This is a genomic window from Microtetraspora malaysiensis (assembly GCF_001528665.1).
Classification (GTDB): domain Bacteria; phylum Actinomycetota; class Actinomycetes; order Streptosporangiales; family Streptosporangiaceae; genus Microtetraspora_A; species Microtetraspora_A malaysiensis.
Window position 1 is genome coordinate 128,259 of the sequence record NZ_BBYJ01000005.1, and the last position, 15,395, is coordinate 143,653.

The 15,395-nt window shown below is 75.0% G+C and carries 14 protein-coding genes; 7 read left to right on the forward strand and 7 right to left on the reverse strand.

Annotated elements, in window-relative coordinates; genetic code table 11:
- Window positions 1–27: 27 nt before the first annotated feature.
- Both AWQ71_RS03380 and AWQ71_RS42525 read right to left on the reverse strand, forming a co-directional pair.
- Window positions 28–675 carry a TetR/AcrR family transcriptional regulator gene (locus AWQ71_RS03380; protein ID WP_157570161.1) on the reverse strand — a complete coding sequence of 216 codons (648 nt, stop codon included), beginning with the start codon at window positions 673–675 and terminating at the stop codon, window positions 28–30.
- Window positions 676–744: 69 nt separating this feature from the next.
- Window positions 745–1,131, reverse strand: coding sequence for an STAS domain-containing protein (locus AWQ71_RS42525; protein WP_067126480.1), 387 nt, complete (start codon window positions 1,129–1,131; stop codon window positions 745–747).
- A 331-nt stretch (window positions 1,132–1,462) separates the two neighbouring features.
- Here AWQ71_RS42525 and AWQ71_RS03390 point away from each other — a divergent pair, with 331 nt between their 5' ends.
- The 7 genes from AWQ71_RS03390 to fdhA all read left to right on the forward strand — a co-directional run bounded on the left by AWQ71_RS03390 (window position 1,463) and on the right by fdhA (window position 8,944).
- A complete protein-coding gene (locus AWQ71_RS03390) occupies window positions 1,463–1,825 on the forward strand; it encodes a BlaI/MecI/CopY family transcriptional regulator (protein ID WP_067126483.1) in 363 nt (120 codons plus the stop codon).
- On the forward strand, window positions 1,822–2,766 hold the full coding sequence (locus tag AWQ71_RS03395) for a M56 family metallopeptidase (RefSeq protein WP_067126486.1): 945 nt from the start codon (window positions 1,822–1,824) through the stop codon (window positions 2,764–2,766). The genes AWQ71_RS03390 and AWQ71_RS03395 overlap by 4 nt, the downstream gene beginning before the upstream one ends.
- Before the next feature lie 65 nt (window positions 2,767–2,831).
- On the forward strand, window positions 2,832–3,584 hold the full coding sequence (locus AWQ71_RS03400; protein ID WP_067126489.1) for a DsbA family protein: 753 nt from the start codon (window positions 2,832–2,834) through the stop codon (window positions 3,582–3,584).
- Window positions 3,581–4,435 carry a cytochrome c biogenesis CcdA family protein gene (locus tag AWQ71_RS03405; protein WP_067126492.1) on the forward strand — a complete coding sequence of 285 codons (855 nt, stop codon included), beginning with the start codon at window positions 3,581–3,583 and terminating at the stop codon, window positions 4,433–4,435. The genes AWQ71_RS03400 and AWQ71_RS03405 overlap by 4 nt, the downstream gene beginning before the upstream one ends.
- A gap of 61 nt (window positions 4,436–4,496) precedes the next feature.
- The gene (gene selA, locus AWQ71_RS03410; RefSeq protein WP_084258452.1) at window positions 4,497–5,801 is read left to right on the forward strand and encodes an L-seryl-tRNA(Sec) selenium transferase; all 1,305 of its coding nucleotides are present in this window, start codon (window positions 4,497–4,499) and stop codon (window positions 5,799–5,801) included.
- Entirely contained in the window at window positions 5,801–7,585 is a 1,785-nt protein-coding gene (gene selB, locus AWQ71_RS03415) for a selenocysteine-specific translation elongation factor (RefSeq protein WP_067126497.1), read from the forward strand. The genes selA and selB overlap by 1 nt, the downstream gene beginning before the upstream one ends.
- A 135-nt stretch (window positions 7,586–7,720) precedes the next feature.
- Window positions 7,721–8,944, forward strand: coding sequence for a formaldehyde dehydrogenase, glutathione-independent (gene fdhA / locus AWQ71_RS03420; RefSeq protein WP_067126500.1), 1,224 nt, complete (start codon window positions 7,721–7,723; stop codon window positions 8,942–8,944).
- A gap of 21 nt (window positions 8,945–8,965) precedes the next feature.
- Here the strand turns inward: fdhA and glpK are convergent, their stop codons facing one another.
- Genes glpK through AWQ71_RS03445 form a run of 5 tightly spaced genes read right to left on the reverse strand, consistent with a single transcriptional unit; the run spans window position 8,966 to window position 15,392 of the window.
- Entirely contained in the window at window positions 8,966–10,450 is a 1,485-nt protein-coding gene (glpK, locus tag AWQ71_RS03425; RefSeq protein ID WP_067126503.1) for a glycerol kinase GlpK, read from the reverse strand.
- On the reverse strand, window positions 10,447–12,210 hold the full coding sequence (locus AWQ71_RS03430) for a glycerol-3-phosphate dehydrogenase/oxidase (RefSeq protein WP_157570162.1): 1,764 nt from the start codon (window positions 12,208–12,210) through the stop codon (window positions 10,447–10,449). Before AWQ71_RS03430 ends, glpK begins: the two co-directional genes overlap by 4 nt.
- A 10-nt stretch (window positions 12,211–12,220) precedes the next feature.
- Entirely contained in the window at window positions 12,221–13,267 is a 1,047-nt protein-coding gene (locus AWQ71_RS03435) for a DUF2804 domain-containing protein (RefSeq protein ID WP_084258454.1), read from the reverse strand.
- A complete protein-coding gene (locus AWQ71_RS03440; protein WP_067126509.1) occupies window positions 13,264–14,709 on the reverse strand; it encodes an NAD-dependent succinate-semialdehyde dehydrogenase in 1,446 nt (481 codons plus the stop codon). Before AWQ71_RS03440 ends, AWQ71_RS03435 begins: the two co-directional genes overlap by 4 nt.
- 8 nt (window positions 14,710–14,717) lie before the next feature.
- Window positions 14,718–15,392 (reverse strand): GntR family transcriptional regulator, encoded by a 675-nt coding sequence (locus AWQ71_RS03445; RefSeq protein ID WP_067126513.1) that lies wholly within the window; start codon window positions 15,390–15,392, stop codon window positions 14,718–14,720.
- Between the last annotated feature and the right edge of the window lie 3 nt (window positions 15,393–15,395).

The window sequence follows — 15,395 nt, forward strand, 5'->3', positions numbered from 1 at the left end:
CTTCTCGTACGGGGGAAAGGGGGATTTTCAGGGGTGGGACGGCCCCTTCGGGGGGACCGGCAGGCCGGCCGAGAGCTGACCGAGCGCGTCATGGAGGAGCCGGGCGATCGGGATGGGCGGCTCGGCGTTCAGCCACCGCTCCATGACCACCCTGATGGCGACCCCGACGGCGCCCGCCACCAGCCGCGGGTAGAGGTCGAGGGCGGCGTCGGTGCCCGTACGGTCGGCGACCGCGGCGGCGAGCTCGGCCTCCGCGGCGGCCGCCGCCGCGGCGAAGGCGCCGGTGAGCGCCGGATCATTGATCATCAACCGGACGCCGTCGACCCACTGCCGGTCGGGCGTGCTCTCGCCGCCGGTGTCCTGGCCGAGCGCGAACCGTGCCGTCACGGCGTTGGCCAGCGCCTCCCAGAGGGGCTCCGACGCCGGGCGTGCCCGCAGCTCCTCGGCGATCTGCCGGGCCCGGTCGAAATGCCGGGCCACGATCGCCTCGCCCTTGCTGGAGAAGTAGTTGTTGAACGTGCGCGGGGAGACGCCGGCCTCGGCCGCGATGTCCTCCACCCGGACGTTGTCCAGCCCGCGCTCCACCGCGAGGCGGATGGCCGCCCAGCTCAGCGCGATGCGGGTTTCCTGCTTCTTGCGTTCGCGCAGTCCCGGACGCTCACTTTCGATGTCCATGCCGAGTACCGTAGCATTTCTTGCGCGATCCGCAAAGATTCTGAGCACGCAAATATGCGTGACGCGTAATTATCGAGGGATTGTCCATGGCCAGGCGAGGGGCTCCGTGGGCACGGAGCGGAGCGGGGCCCTGGCGGCCCTCTCGCACGGTTCGAGTTCGTGGTCGAGTCCCACGGCCGAGAGCAGCCGCTCGACCACCGGCGGGATGTGAGTCAGCACGAATGTGCCGCCCTGCTCCCGGGCGTGTTGCTTGATCGGTATGAGCGTTCGTACGCCGGCGCAGTCCATGAACGACACCTCGCCCATGTCGATCTCGATCTTCGGGATCGCCACCTGCTGGATGACGCGGTCGAGCGTGTCCCACAGGATGCCCGCCGTGGTCAGGTCGATCTCACCGCGCGGACGGACGACAGCGTTCGGACCCTCCGCTTCCACCGCGACCTCCAGCCACATCATCACGACCTCCTGTGCGTCGGCTTGGATGAATGTGGGGGTTATGTCTCCTTCGTAACAGGGAACCCGGCGGGCTGCCTCCCCGTCATTCCCCTGACCTGGTAAAGGCTCGGTCGCTCGGCGCCGCCGTTCCCGGGCCGTCCGGGCGCGGCGGAGGACGCGGAAAGGCGGGGCGGACCGGGTGTCGGCGTCCTCCGTTACTGTCGTCCGTGGCGGACGGCGAGGAGGGCCCGGCCCCGCTCGCCCGGCGGTCCTGTCCAAGGGCGGCGCGCGGGCTCTCGCGCCCGGTTCGCGGCCACGTTCGGGAGCCCACGTTCGGGAAGGGTGAGAGGCGATGCGCGGTCTCGGCGAACTCGAAGCCAAGGTCATGGACGTCCTGTGGTCGGCGAGCGGCCCCCTGCGCGTCCGCGAGGTGCTCGAACGGCTCGACACGCCGCGCCCCCTGGCCTACACGACGGTCATGACCGTGCTGGACAACCTGCACGGGAAGGGGTGGGTCCGCAGGAACCGCGCCGGCCGCGCCTACGAGTACACCGCCAGCGAGTCGCGCGCCGAGGCGGGCGCCAAACTGCTGCGCGACGTGCTCGCCTCCAGCGGGGACGCCGAGCGGGTGCTGCTGCACTTCGCCCGCTCCGCGACCCCGGAGGAGTCCGACATCCTGCGCCGCGCGCTCAACCGGCGGGGAGGCCGCGGATGACCGTCGCTCTCGGGCTGCTCGTGGCCACCGTCGTGATCGGCGTCGCCGGCCCGTTCTACCTGCGCACCGCCGTGACGCCGAGCGTGCGGCCGGGGCTCGCCCTGGCGGGCTGGGTCAGCTCGATCGCCCTGATGGTCCTCACGGCCCTGGTCGCCGCCGTGGTGCTGCTGGCGCCGCGCGCGTACGTCGTCGACGGCCTGATCGGCATGAGCCACAGCTGCGTCAACGCCGTACGCGCCGACGGCGAGGCGGTGTGGGAGCACGTGGCGCGGGCGGCCGGAGCGGCGGCGGTCTTCTGCGCCCTGGCGTGGGTGGCCGCGGTGGCCGGGCGCCTGTCGTGGCGGCGCAGGCGGTGGCGCAGGGAGCACCTGGCGCTGCTGCGCGCGGTCTCCCGCTGCGAGCGCTCCGTCCTGTGGGTGGACGAGGACACGCCGCTCGCGTACAGCGTCGGCGGGCGGGACGGGGCCGTCGTGGCGACCCGGGGCGTCGCCCGGCTCGGCCCGCGCGAGCGTGACGCGATCCTGTCGCACGAGCGGGCGCACATGCGCGGCCGGCACCACCTCCTGGTGCTGCTCGCCGACGTCGTGGCCGAGGCGCTGCCGTTCGTGCCGCTGTGCCGCCGCGCGCCCGGAGCCATTCGGGTGCTGGTCGAGCTCGCCGCCGACGCGGCCGCGGCCCGCCTGCACGGCCCCGGGTCCGTACGCGCCGGGCTCCTCGCCGTGGTCGGCCGGGGTGCGCCGAGCACCGCGCTCGCCATGTCCAGGGACGCGGTCGAGGTGCGGCTCCGCTGGCTCGGCGGGGAGCGGGCGGCGGCGGGACGGCCGCCCGGCCGCGCCGGGTACGCTCTCGCGGCGGCGCTCGCCCTGGCGCCCGCGCTCGTCTCGATCGGGGTCGTCGCGCTCGGGGTATTGGCCTACTGCCTCAGTGTGCGCCCGGCCTGATCCGGCGCTCCCCGGGGTCACTACTATGCTCGATAGTAGATCACGCCCGGCGACACGGAGGACTTATGGAGACGAACGACCGGCGCACCACCGCCAGGCGCACCACCGTGCTGGTCACGGTCCTGATGGTGGTCGCCGTGGCCCTGGTCGTCTCCCTGGTCAGCCGTCCGTCACAGGAGGAGGCGAAGCGGCCGGCGCCCGCGGCGAGCGCGACTTCCACGGGTGAGGCATCCCCGTCCGGGTCGCCCGCCGCCGAGTCGGGCCCCCTGACCTCGGCCGCCCGCCGCGCGCCGGACGACCCCCTCGCGATCGGCCGCACCGACGCACCGGTCACGATGGTCGTCTACTCGGACTACCGGTGCCCGTTCTGCGCCAAGTTCGGCCGGGACACCGAGCCCAAACTGGTCGAGCGCTACGTCGGCAAGGGGACGCTGCGCATCGAGTGGCGCGACTTCCCGATCTTCGGCGAGCAGTCGATCAACGCGGCGAAGGCGGCCCGCGCCGCCGGGGCCCAGGGCAAGTACAAGGAGTTCGCCGCCGCGCTCTTCGGCGCCGCGCCGGACCGCGGCCACCCGGACCTCACCCCCGCCGTGCTGCGGAAGTTCGCCGAGCAGGCCGGGGTGCCCGACCTCGACCGGTTCGCCAAGGACATGGCGGGCGGCGCGTTCGACAAGGCGATCGAGAAGGACATGCTCGAGGGCAATGCCCTCGGCGTCCCGAGCACCCCGGCCTTCCTCATCAACGGGCAGCCGCTGCTCGGCGCCCAGCCCATCGAGGAGTTCACCGCGATGATCGACAAGGCGGCGGCGGGCGGATGACGCAGGTCGGGTTCCTCGGCGCGTTCCTCGGCGGGCTGCTCTCGCTCGTCAGCCCGTGCTCGGCGCTGCTGCTGCCGTCGTTCTTCGCGTACGCCTTCGACCGGGTGGGCACGCTGGCCCGGCGCACGGCGGTGTTCTACGCGGGGCTCGCGGTCGTGCTCGTGCCGCTGGGCGCGGGCGTCGGCGCGGTCGGGGCGCTGATCACCCGCTACCGGGACGTGGCGACCACCGTCGGTGGGGTCGTGCTGATCGTCCTCGGTGGCGCCGCCGTCCTGGGAAAGGGCTTCGGCGTGGCCGCCGCCGGCCGGGCGGCGGCGCGGATCCGGATCTCCTCCACCGCCTCGGTGTTCGCGCTCGGCGCGGTCTACGGCCTGGCCGGGTTCTGCTCGGGGCCGCTGCTCGGCAGCGTGCTGACCGTCTCCGCCGCCGGGGGCGCGCCCGCGTACGGCGCGGCGCTGATGGCGCTCTACGCGCTCGGCATGGCCGTGCCGCTGTTCGTCCTCGCGCTGCTGTGGGACCGCTTCGACCTCGGCCGCAGGTCCTGGCTGCGGGGCCGGCCGATCCGCCTCGGCCCGCTGCGCACGCACACCACCAGCCTGGTCTCCGGGCTGCTCTTCATCGCCATCGGCGTGCTGTTCCTCGTCACGGACGGCACCGCTTCCCTCGGAGGGCTGTCCGGCGTGGACGAGCAGTTCTCACTGCAGGTGTGGCTCCGGGACGTGGCCGGCCACGTGCCCGACGCGGCGCTGCCGCTGGCGCTCGTCCTGGTCGCCCTGGCCGTCCTCGCGGCGCGCGCCTACCGCGGCCGCGCCGCCCGCTCCCGCGACGACGGCGCGCCCGGCGGCGGATGACACCCGCCGTTCGCGGCTCGCCTGCTTCGGTTCGGCTCCGGCGGCGTCTTATGTTCGGACGGTGGATCGACGCAGACGGGTGCCGCGCACCGACACCGTGCTGGCCGCACCGGAACTGGTCGCGGCGCAGGGACGCCTCGGGAGAGCGGCCGTCAAGGAGGCCGTCGCCGCCGCCCAGCGGCGCGTACGGCACGGCGAGCTGAGCCCGGACGACGTCGTCCGGGCGGCGGTCGCGGCGCTGCCCGCGCGCGCCGCCGCCCTGCGCCCGGTGATCAACGCTACCGGCGTGCTGTTGCACACCAACCTCGGCCGGGCGCCGCTGTCGGCGGCGGCGATCGAGGCGGTGACGGCGGCGGCGGGGGCCGCCGACGTGGAGTTCGACCTCGCCACCGGCAGGCGGGCCCGGCGGGGACGGGACGCGCTCGACGCGCTGGCGCGGGCGGTCCCCGCCGCCGAGGACGCGCACGTCGTCAACAACAACGCCGCCGCGCTCATCCTCGCCGCCACCGCGCTGGCCCGGGGGCGCGAGATCGTGGTCAGCCGCGGCGAACTGGTCGAGATCGGGGACGGCTTCCGGATCCCCGACCTGCTGGTCTCGACGGGGGCGCGGCTGCGCGAGGTCGGCACCACGAACCGGACCTCGCGCGAGGACTACGCCGCGGCGCTCGGCCCGGACACCGGGTTCGTGCTCAAGGTGCACCCGTCGAACTACCGGATCGAGGGGTTCACCGGTGCCGCGGGCGTCGCCGAGCTGGCCGGGCTCGGCGTGCCCGTCGTGGCCGACGTCGGCTCCGGCCTGCTCCGCCCCGAGCCGCTGCTGCCGGACGAGCCGGACGCCGCGACCGCGCTCGGCTCCGGCGCCGACCTGGTCACGGCCAGCGGCGACAAACTGCTCGGCGGCCCGCAGGCCGGGCTGCTGCTCGGCCGCCGCGCCCTGGTCGAGCGGTGCCGGCGGCACCCGCTCGCCCGCGCCCTGCGCGTGGACAAGCTCACCCTGGCCGCGCTGGAGGCCACCCTGCGCGGCCCCGCGACACCGGTCGCCGAGGCGCTGCGCGCCGACCCGGAGGAGCTGGCCGCCCGCGCGGCGGCCCTCGCGGGCACGCTCGCCCGGGCCGGCCTCGACGCGCGCGCCGTGCCCAGCGCGGCGGCCGTGGGCGGCGGCGGAGCGCCCGGCATCACACTGCCGAGCGCGGCGGTGAGCCTGCCCGTACGGCTCGCCGCGCCGCTGCGCACCGGCGAGCCGCCCGTCGTCGGCCGGATCGAGGGCGGGCGGCTCCTCCTCGACCTGCGCGCCGTACCGGCGGCGCGGGACGGCGACGTGGCGCGGGCCGCGCTGGCCGCGCACGCGGCTCCGGAGGGGGAGTGATGCACGTCGTCGCCACCGCCGGTCACGTGGATCACGGCAAGTCCACGCTCGTGCGCGCCCTCACCGGGATGGAGCCGGACCGGCTGGAGGAGGAGCGGCGGCGCGGCCTGACGATCGAGCTCGGCTACGCGTGGACGTCGCTTCCCTCCGGGGAGCGGCTCGCGTTCGTGGACGTGCCCGGGCACGAGCGATTCCTGGCCACGATGCTGGCCGGAGTGGGACCGGCGCCCGCCGTGATGTTCGTCGTCGCCGCCGACGAGGGCTGGATGCCCCAGTCGGAGGAGCACCTGGCCGCCCTGGAGGCCCTCGGGGTACGGCACGGCCTGCTCGCGGTCACGCGGGCCGACCTCGCCGATCCGGGGCCCGCGACGGCGCAGGCGGCGGCGCGGCTGGCCCGCGCCGGACTGGGCGGCGTGGAGCGGGTCGCGGTGAGCGGGCGCACCGGCGAAGGGCTGGACGGCCTGCGGGCGGTGCTGGACCGCCTCGTGGCCCGGCTGCCCGCGCCCGACCCCCGCGCACCGGTGCGCGTGTGGATCGACCGCGTGTTCACCGTGCGGGGGAGCGGCACCGTCGTGACGGGGACGCTGCCCGCCGGGACGGTCGCGGTCGGCGACGAGCTGGCGCTGCCCTCCGGCGCGGCGCGGGTGCGGGCGGTCGAATGCCTGAAGGAGGCGGTGCCGTCCGTGGCCGGGGTCGCGCGGGTGGCGCTCAACCTGCGCTCCTCCGCCGCGCCGCAACGCGGCCAGGTGCTCGTGACCCCGGGCGCGTGGACGTGGACCGACGTCGTGGACGTCCGGATCCGCCGGGTCGGCCCGGCCGCCGACCCGGGGGAGGGCGGGCCGGCCCTGCCGGCGCGGCTGACCGCGCACATCGGGTCGGCGGCCGCGGTGTGCGACGTGCGGCCGCTCGGCGGGCCGATCGCCCGGCTCCGCCTGGGCCGTCCGCTGCCGCTGCACCTGGGCGACGTGCTGCTCCTGCGCGACCCGGGACACAGCGCGGCCGTCCGGGTGCTGGCCGGGGCGACGGTGCTCGACCCCCGGCCGCCCGCGCTGCGGCGTAGAGGCGCGGCCGGGGAGCGCGCCGCCGAGCTCGCGGAGGCCGCGCCGGACGCCCGATCCCTGCTGCGTACGCACCGGCTGCTGCGTACGGCGGACCTGCGCGCCATGGGGTGCGCGCCCGAGGGCGAGCCGGTGTCCGGGGACTGGCACGCCGATCCGGCCCACTGGACCCGGCTCCGGGAGCGGTTGCCCGGCGCGGTCGGCCGGTACGCGGCCGAGCACCCCCTGGAGCCCGGGATGCCGGTCGAGGTCGCCCGGCGCGCGCTCGGCCTGCCCGACCGGCGGCTCGTCGCGTCCCTCGTCGCGCCGCCGCTCGCCGTCCACGACGGGCGGATCGTGACCGGGCCCGGTGACCGGGCCGCGGCGCTGCCCCCGGCCGTCGCCGCGGCGGTCGAGCGGCTGCGCGCCGAGCTCGCCGCCCGGCCCTTCCTCGCGCCGGAGGCGGGACGGCTGGCAGAGCTGGGCCTCGGCCCCAAGGAGGTGGCGGCGGCGGTGCGCACCGGCGCGCTGCTGCGGGTGGCCGAGGGCGTGGTGCTCCCGGCCGGCGCGGACCTGCGTGCGGCGGAGCTGCTCGCCCGCCTGCCGCAGCCGTTCACCGTCAGCGAGGCGCGGCGGGCGCTGGACAGCAGCCGCCGCGTCATGGTGCCGCTGCTCGAACATCTCGACCGGCGCGGGCTCACCGAACGCGTCGACGACCTGCGCCGGCGGTGCCGTACGCCCTCCTGATCAGGCATGCCCGATTTTGCGATCAATGGGCGATTTACAATGAAGTGAGCTGCAATCTTCGGGCCGGATCCGGGGGTTCCGCGGTTCCCTCGGGCCGGGCCTGACCGGGTACGCCCGGGACGGGGAGGGGCAGACATGCCTGGGAACAAGGGCGTCGTATACGAGGGTCCGGGCACGGTCGAAGTGCACGCCATCGATTATCCCGAGTTCGAGCTGAAGGACGGCCCCGGCGTGAACCCGGCCAACGTGGGCCGCAAGGTTCCGCACGGCGCGATCGTCAAGGCGATCGCCACCAACATCTGCGGCAGCGACCAGCACATGGTGCGCGGCCGGACGACCGCCCCCCAGGGCCTCGTCCTCGGGCACGAGATCACCGGCGAGGTCGCCGAGGTCGGCCCGGACGTCGAGTTCGTCAAAGTCGGCGACATGGTCTCGGTGCCCTTCAACATCTCCTGCGGCCGCTGCCGCAACTGCAAGGAGGGCAAGACCGGCATCTGCGAGAACGTCAACCCGGACCGGCCCGGATCGGCGTACGGGTACGTCGACATGGGCGGCTGGGTCGGCGGCCAGGCGGAGTACGTGCTGGTGCCGTACGCCGACTGGAACCTGCTGAAGTTCCCGGACCGGGACCAGGCGATGGAGAAGATCCTCGACCTCGCCATGCTGGCCGACATCTTCCCCACCGGGTTCCACGGCTGCGTCACGGCCGGGGTCGGGCCGGGCTCGACCGTCTACATCGCGGGCGCGGGGCCGGTCGGACTGGCCGCGGCCGCGTCGGCGTTCCTGCTCGGGGCGGCGGTCGTCATCGTCGGCGATCTCAACAAGGAACGGCTGGCCCAGGCCCACGGCTTCGGCTGCGAGACCGCCGACGTGTCGCAGGGCGAGCCGCGCGAGCACATCGAGCGCATCCTCGGAGTGCCCGAGGTGGACTGCGCCGTGGACGCGGTGGGCTTCGAGGCGCGCGGCCACGGGCGCGAGGCCGGCACGGAGCACCCCGCCACCGTGCTCAACACGATTATGGACGTGACCCGGGCGGGCGGCGCCGTGGGCATCCCCGGCCTCTACGTCACCGGCGACCCCGGCGCCAAGGACGAGGCGGCCCGGCAGGGCTCGCTGTCGATCAGGATCGGCCTCGGCTGGGCCAAGTCGCTGGCGTTCGCCACCGGGCAGTGCCCGGTCATGCGCTACAACCGCCAGCTCATGATGGCGATCCTGCACGACCGGGTACGCATCGCCGACGCGGTGAACGCCACGCCGATCCCGCTTGACCAGGCGCCGCGCGGCTACGCGGAGTTCGACAGGGGCGCGGCCCGCAAGTACGTGCTCGACCCGCACGGGATGCTCGCCGCGGCCGCCTGACGCCGACGGGTCAGCACCCGCTCACGACCCGAACTTCCGCACGGCGTCCACCGCGTCCAGCCAGCGGCGGTACCCGTCGCCGGGCAGCGGCCGCGGCGTGAACACCTGGCGGCCCTCGCCCGCCTCGGCCACCTCGGCGAGGTCGCGCCAGACCCCGGCGCCGAGCCCGGCCAGGAAGGCCGCGCCCATCGCGGTGGTTTCGGTCGTCCTCGGCCGGACGACCGGCCGCCCGAGGAGGTCGGCCTGGATCTGGCAGAGCAGGTCGTTGGCCGCGGCCCCGCCGTCCACGGCGAGCCGGTCCACCGGGATGCTCGCCGTCCCGGTCACCGCCTCCACGACGTCGCGGATCTGGTACGCGATGCCGTCCAGGACGGCGCGGGCGACGTGCGCGTCGGTGGTGCCCCGGGTGATGCCGAGGATCGCGCCCCTGGCGTGCGGGTCCCAGTGCGGTGTGCCGATGCCGGTGAGCGCGGGGACGAAGACCACCCCCTCGCTGCCCGGCACGGACGCGGCCAGCCGCTCGCTGTCGGCGGAGCGCTCGATCAGCCGCAACCCGTCGCGCAACCACTGCACCGCCGCCCCGGTGACGAACACCGACCCCTCCAGGGCGTACTGGACCGGCCGCCCTTCGAGCTGCCAGGCGACGGTGGACAGCAGCCCGGCGCCGGCCGGGGCGATCCGGTCGCCCGTGTTGACCAGTAGGAAGCTGCCGGTGCCGTACGTGCACTTCATCGCGCCGGGCGTGAACCCGGCCTGCCCGAACAGCGCCGCCTGCTGGTCGCCGGCCACGCCGGAAATGGGCACGTCGAGCCCAAGGAAGTGCGCGGGATCGGTGCGGCCGATGCTCCCGCTGGACGGGACGATCTCCGGCAGCGCTGACGGCGGCACCCCGAAGAGCTCGGCCAGTTCGGGTGACCAGCACGCCGAGACGAGGTCGAGCAGCAGCGTCCGCGAGGCGTTGGACGGGTCGGTCGCGTGCAGCCGCCCGCCGGTCAGCCGGGCCAGCAGGTAGGAGTCGACCGTCCCGACCGCGACCCGGCCCGCGCGCACCCCGGCCCACACGTCGGGCACGTTCGCGCTCAGCCAGGCGAGCTTGGTCGCCGAGAAGTACGGGTCGAGAGGGAGCCCGGTGAGCTCGCGGACCCGCGGCTCGTGCTCGCGCAGCCGGTCGCACTCCCCGGCGGAGCGGCGGTCCTGCCACACGATCGCTCGGGTGGCCGGGCGCAGCGTGTCGCGCTCCCACAGGACGACGGTCTCGCGCTGGTTCGTCAGCCCCACGCAGGAGACCGCCGCCGGCTCGCCCCGGTCCGCCGCGGCGGCGGCCAGGGCGTCGGAGGCGGCGGTGAGCGTGGCCGCCCAGATCTCGTCGGGGTCGTGCTCCACCAGGCCGGGGGCGGGGAAGTGCTGCGGGAACTCACGCTGGCCGCGCGCCACCACCCGCCCGTCCTCGGCGACCAGCAGACAGGTGACGCCGGTCGTCCCGGCGTCGATGGCGAGGACGGTCACGCGGCACCGCTCCCGCGGCCGGCCAGCGCGCCGAGCAGCGGCACCAGCTCGGAGTCGTCCGAGGCGGCGAGCGCCGATCGGCGCACCTCGGCCGCCCGCACGTACTCCTCCGACTGCTCCCGCGCCCACTCCGCGCCGCGGCCGAGTGCCCCCGCGAGCAGCTCGGCGACGCGCGGGGCCGCCGCGGCGCCGCCGTCTGGGGTCTCCAGCCCGGCCCTGCTGCGCCGCAGCAGCACGTCGTCCACAGTCATCGCGGCCTCGTGCCGGGCCGCGTAGAGGACCTCGGCGGCCAGCAGCGAGGGTGCGCCCGGCACCGGCGCGAGCAGTTCGGGATCGCGCCGCCCCATGGCGAGCAGCGCCGGATAGTCCGAGCCGTAGCGGCGGGCCAGCCGTTCCACCGCGGAGACCGGTAGCCCGGCCGCGGCCGCGGCCGCGTCGCGGCGGGTCCAGGACTGGGCGAAACCGTTCGCGCCGACCAGCGAGAGGTGCTCGGTGGCGGAGGGGCGCACGGCGCGCAGCCCGGCCGCGACCGCGTCCACCGCGTCGCGGGCCATCACCCGGTACGTGGTGAGCTTGCCGCCGGCGACGACCACGCAGCCGGGCGCGACCTCCCGTACCACGTGCTCGCGGCTGATCGCCTGGGTGTCCTGCCGGTCGGGCTGGTCCACCAGCGGCCGCAGGCCGGCGTACACGCCGACCACGTCCGACGGCCGCAGCGGCTCGCGCAGCCACTGGTTGGCCTGGTCGAGCAGGTAGCGGACGTCGGCGCCGGTCGGCAGCACCGGCCCGGGGCCGATCTCCCACGGCGTGTCGGTGGTGCCGAGCAGCACGACGTCGCCGGTCGGGATGACGAACAGCACCGAGCTGGGCGTACGCGCGATGAGGGCGCTGTCCAGCGGCAGCCGCTCCCGGGAGAACACCAGGTGGACGCCCTTGGAGGCGCGCACCCGCACGTCGCCCGCGCCGAGCATCTTCTGGGCGAGCCCGGACCAGGGGCCGGTCGCGAGGACCACCCGCCGGGCCCGGACCCGGAACTCCGCTCCCGTCAGCGCGTCCACGCAGGTCGCGACGGTGTGGTCGGAGCGGCTCGCCAGGCCGGTGACCTTCACCCGGCTGAGCACGGTGGCGCCCTCGCGGGCCGCCGTACGGGCCAGGGTCAGGACGAGGCGGGCGTCGTCGACGTGGCCGTCCTCGTAGCGGAGCGCGCCGACCGCGGCGTCCGGCCGGAGCTGCGGCACCTGCCGGAGCAGGCCGCGCCGGCTCAGGTGCCGGTGCCGGCGGAAGCCGTGTCGGTCGCCCATGCCCGCCAGCGCGTCGTACAGCGTGAGCCCGGCCCCGACGTACCCGCGCTCCCACACCCGGCGGGTGAGCGGGTAGAGGAAGGACATCCGGCGCACGAGGTGCGGTGCCAGGTCCTGGAGCAGCCCGCGCTCGTGCAGCGCCTCGCGCACCAGGCCGAACTCCATCTGCTCCAGGTAGCGCACACCGCCGTGGAGCAGGCGGCTGGAGTTGCTCGACGTGCCGGAGGCGAGGTCGCCGCCCTCGACGAGCGCGGTGGTCAGGCCCCGCGAGGCCGCGTCGAGCGCGGCCCCGGTGCCGGTCGCGCCGCCGCCCACCACCAGGACGTCGAGCAGGTCGCGGCTCAGCTCGGCCAGGTCGGCGTCCCTGCGCAGCGGGTCGAGCGCGGCCCCCGCCCCAAAGGGCAGGTCGGCCGCGAACGGCTCCGGCGTTTCCTCGGCGTTCATCGTGTGCTGTGTCATGCGCGTCCCCCTACCAGCGCCGCTGGACCTCTTCGGCCCATCCGAACAGATCGCCTACCTCGATCACGGCACCGTCGTCGGCGACGACGGTGCCGCTGTAGTGCCCGAACGCCTGGTCCTCTCGGCTGCGCATCAGGTAGAGCCGCCGCACGTCGGCCGAGCGGACGTACTCGGGGGTGAACACCAGGTCCACCCGCTCGCCGGTGATCCGCCAGGGGGCCATCCAGTCCGAGGTGTCGTAGTGCCAGACCAGCTCCTCGCTGATCTTGTGCAGTCGGCCGTCGATGACCAGGCCGTTCTCGACGCTGCCGGTGCCGTCGGTCCACTTGCCGCCGATCTGGATCGCGATCTCGCGGTCGCCGGCCCGGCCGTACCCGGCCCCCCAGTTCCACACGATGTCGCCCGGCCAGCGACCCCGGCCGAGGTCCTGCGTGGCCCGCGCCTCCTCCGGCGAGAACCGGATCCGCCGCCCGTTGACCGTCACGGTGCCCTCGGCGGGCCGGCCCACGTCCTTCACCGTGTACTGGAACCGGTGCGACGACCACGGGACCACCACGCTCAGGCTCTCGCGGTCCGGGATCCGGTGGACCAGCAGGTCGGCGTCGAACTCAGCCGAACGCACCCGCAGCCGGGTGCCCTCGGCGGTCTCGTCCACCGCGATCCGCACCGCGCCCCGGCCGATCCGCACGCTGCCCTCGCCGCCGCGCGGCGAGAACGACAGGCCGTGGCCGGGCACGAGCAGGCTCCGGCTCGCCACGTCCCGCCGGGTCGTCCGGTCCAGGTACCACACGGACTCGCCCGCCAGGTAGTCCAGGCTGGACGCGCTGAAGGCGAAGATGTGCTCGGGCGTGGCGACGCACCAGTAGTCCCAGCGCATCGTGCGGCCCCAGCCGCGGATGTTGGCCCGGTGCAGCGGGGCGCGGCTCCAGCCCACCGCCTCGGGATTGAGCCGCCCGTCGGGACGGCACAGATCCACCCGGCGGGTGATCTCGCGCTCGGCCACCCTGCGCGCGGAGGCGCTCATCGGCACGGCCGCCGGGGCCGTGGCGCCCGTCATCGGCCCAACCCCAGGCTGACGTACTTGCGCTCCACAAAGTCCTCCACTCCGTGATGGCCGCCCTCGCGGCCGTACCCGCTGCCCTTGACCCCGCCGAACGGTCCTTGCGGCGGCGCGAGCGGTGCGCCGTTGATCGAGAGGATTCCGAAGCGCAGTGCCTCGCCGACCCGCACCACACGGGCCAGGTCTCGCGTCCACACGTACGCAGCCAGCCCGTACGGCGTGGCGTTCGCCCGCGCGACGACGGCGTCCTCGGTGTCCCGCGTGTCCCCGGAGAAGGTGAGCACCGGCGCGAGCGGGCCGAACGTCTCCTCCCGGCAGACGAGCATGTCGTCGCGGACGTCCGCCAGCACGACGGGCGGGTGGAACTGCCCGTCCGGCTCGCCCGGCTCCCGTGCCGTCACCCGGCGGGCGCCGCCCGCCAGCGCGTCCTCGACGTGCCGCCGCACCTTGGCGACCGCCCGCTCGTCGATCAGCGGGCCCATGGTGACCCCGTCCGCGGCGCCGTCGCCGACGACGATCGCGTCCGCCAGGCGGGCCAGTTCCGTGGTGAACTCCTCGGCGACGCTCTCGTGGACGTAGATCCGGTTGGGCGAGGTGCAGGCCTGGCCCGCGTTCATGAACTTGGCCCGGGCGACGCCCGCGGCGGCCGCCGCCACGTCCGCGTCGGGGAAGATCAGCACGGGGGCGTGGCCGCCCAGCTCGACGCTGAGTCGCTTCACGTCGTCGGCACTCTGCCGGATGAGCCGCCGGCCGACCGCCGTCGATCCGGTGAACGAGATCTTCCGCACCCGCGGGTCGGCCATGACGACGTCGGCGAACGCCTGCGGGCGGGTCGTGGTGACCAGGTTGAACACGCCCGCGGGGAAGCCCGCGTCGGCCAGACACTCGGCCACCGCGACCGCCGACATCGGGGTCAGCTCGGACGGCTTGAGCACGACCGTGCACCCCGCGGCCAGCGCCGGGCCGAGCTTGCGGGTGACCATCGACACGGGGAAGTTCCACGGGGTGATGCCCGCGACGACACCCACCGGCTCGGGCAGCACCATGATCCTGGTGTCCGCGCTGGTGGAGGGGATCGTCTCGCCGTACACGCGGCGGGTCTCCTCGGCGGACCACAGGAGGTGGTCGGCTCCCGCGACCACCTCGCCGACGGCCTCGCCCAGCGGCTTGCCCTGCTCCGCCGTCAGCGTCGCCCCGATCTCGGGCGCCCGCTCGGCCAGCAGGGCGGCGGCCCGCCGCATGATCGCGGCGCGCTCGTGGGCCGGCATCGCCCGCCAGCCCGGCAGCGCGGCCGCCGCCGCGTCCACCGCCTCGGCGACGACCTCGGGGCCGCACTCGGCCGCCTGCGCCACCGTCTCACCGGTGGCCGGGTTCACCACTGGGAACGTCTCCGTCGTCGTGTGCCAGCGCCCTGCGACGAGGGCCTTTCCTGTCTTCATTCCTGCCTTCATCGGTTTCCGCCTATGACGTGGATCAGCGCGTCCATTGCGGCCATCTCGTGGGCGTGCTGCAGCTCGCTCGCGCGGGCGATGTCCCCGGCGACGAGCGCGTCCCTTATGGCCATGTGCTCGGCGTGCGAGTGCGGCAGCCGCCAGGGCACCAGCCGGAAGCCGCGCTGCGCGGTCTCGGTCTTGGCCCACAGCCCCTGGAGCATCCGGTGCACGATCCGGGACTCCTCCGTGTCGCACAACAGCGAGTGGTAGCGCCGGTTGAGCCGGGCGAATGCGGCGACGTCGCCGTCCGCGATCGCCCGCTCGGAGGCGGCGAGCACCTCGTCCACGGCGGCCAGCCGCGCGCCGGACAGCGGCGCCGCGTGCAGCTCGAGCGCGAGCGCGGTCAGCGCCGCCCGGATGCTGTACAGCTCCCGCACGTTGGCTACGGTGAACTCGGCGACCACCGCGCCGATGTGCGGCCGCTCGACCAGCCATTCCTCCGACACGAGCTGCTTGATGGCCTCCCGCACGGGGGTGTCGCTGACGCCCACGGCCTCCGCCACCACCCTTGTGATGATCTTGGTCCCCGGGGGGGTCTGGCCGGACATGATCATCTGCTTGATGTGCTCTGCGGCGAGCTCGGCCTTGGTCCGGAACGGCCGTTCCGGCGTGAGGAACGTTTCTGTCATCGT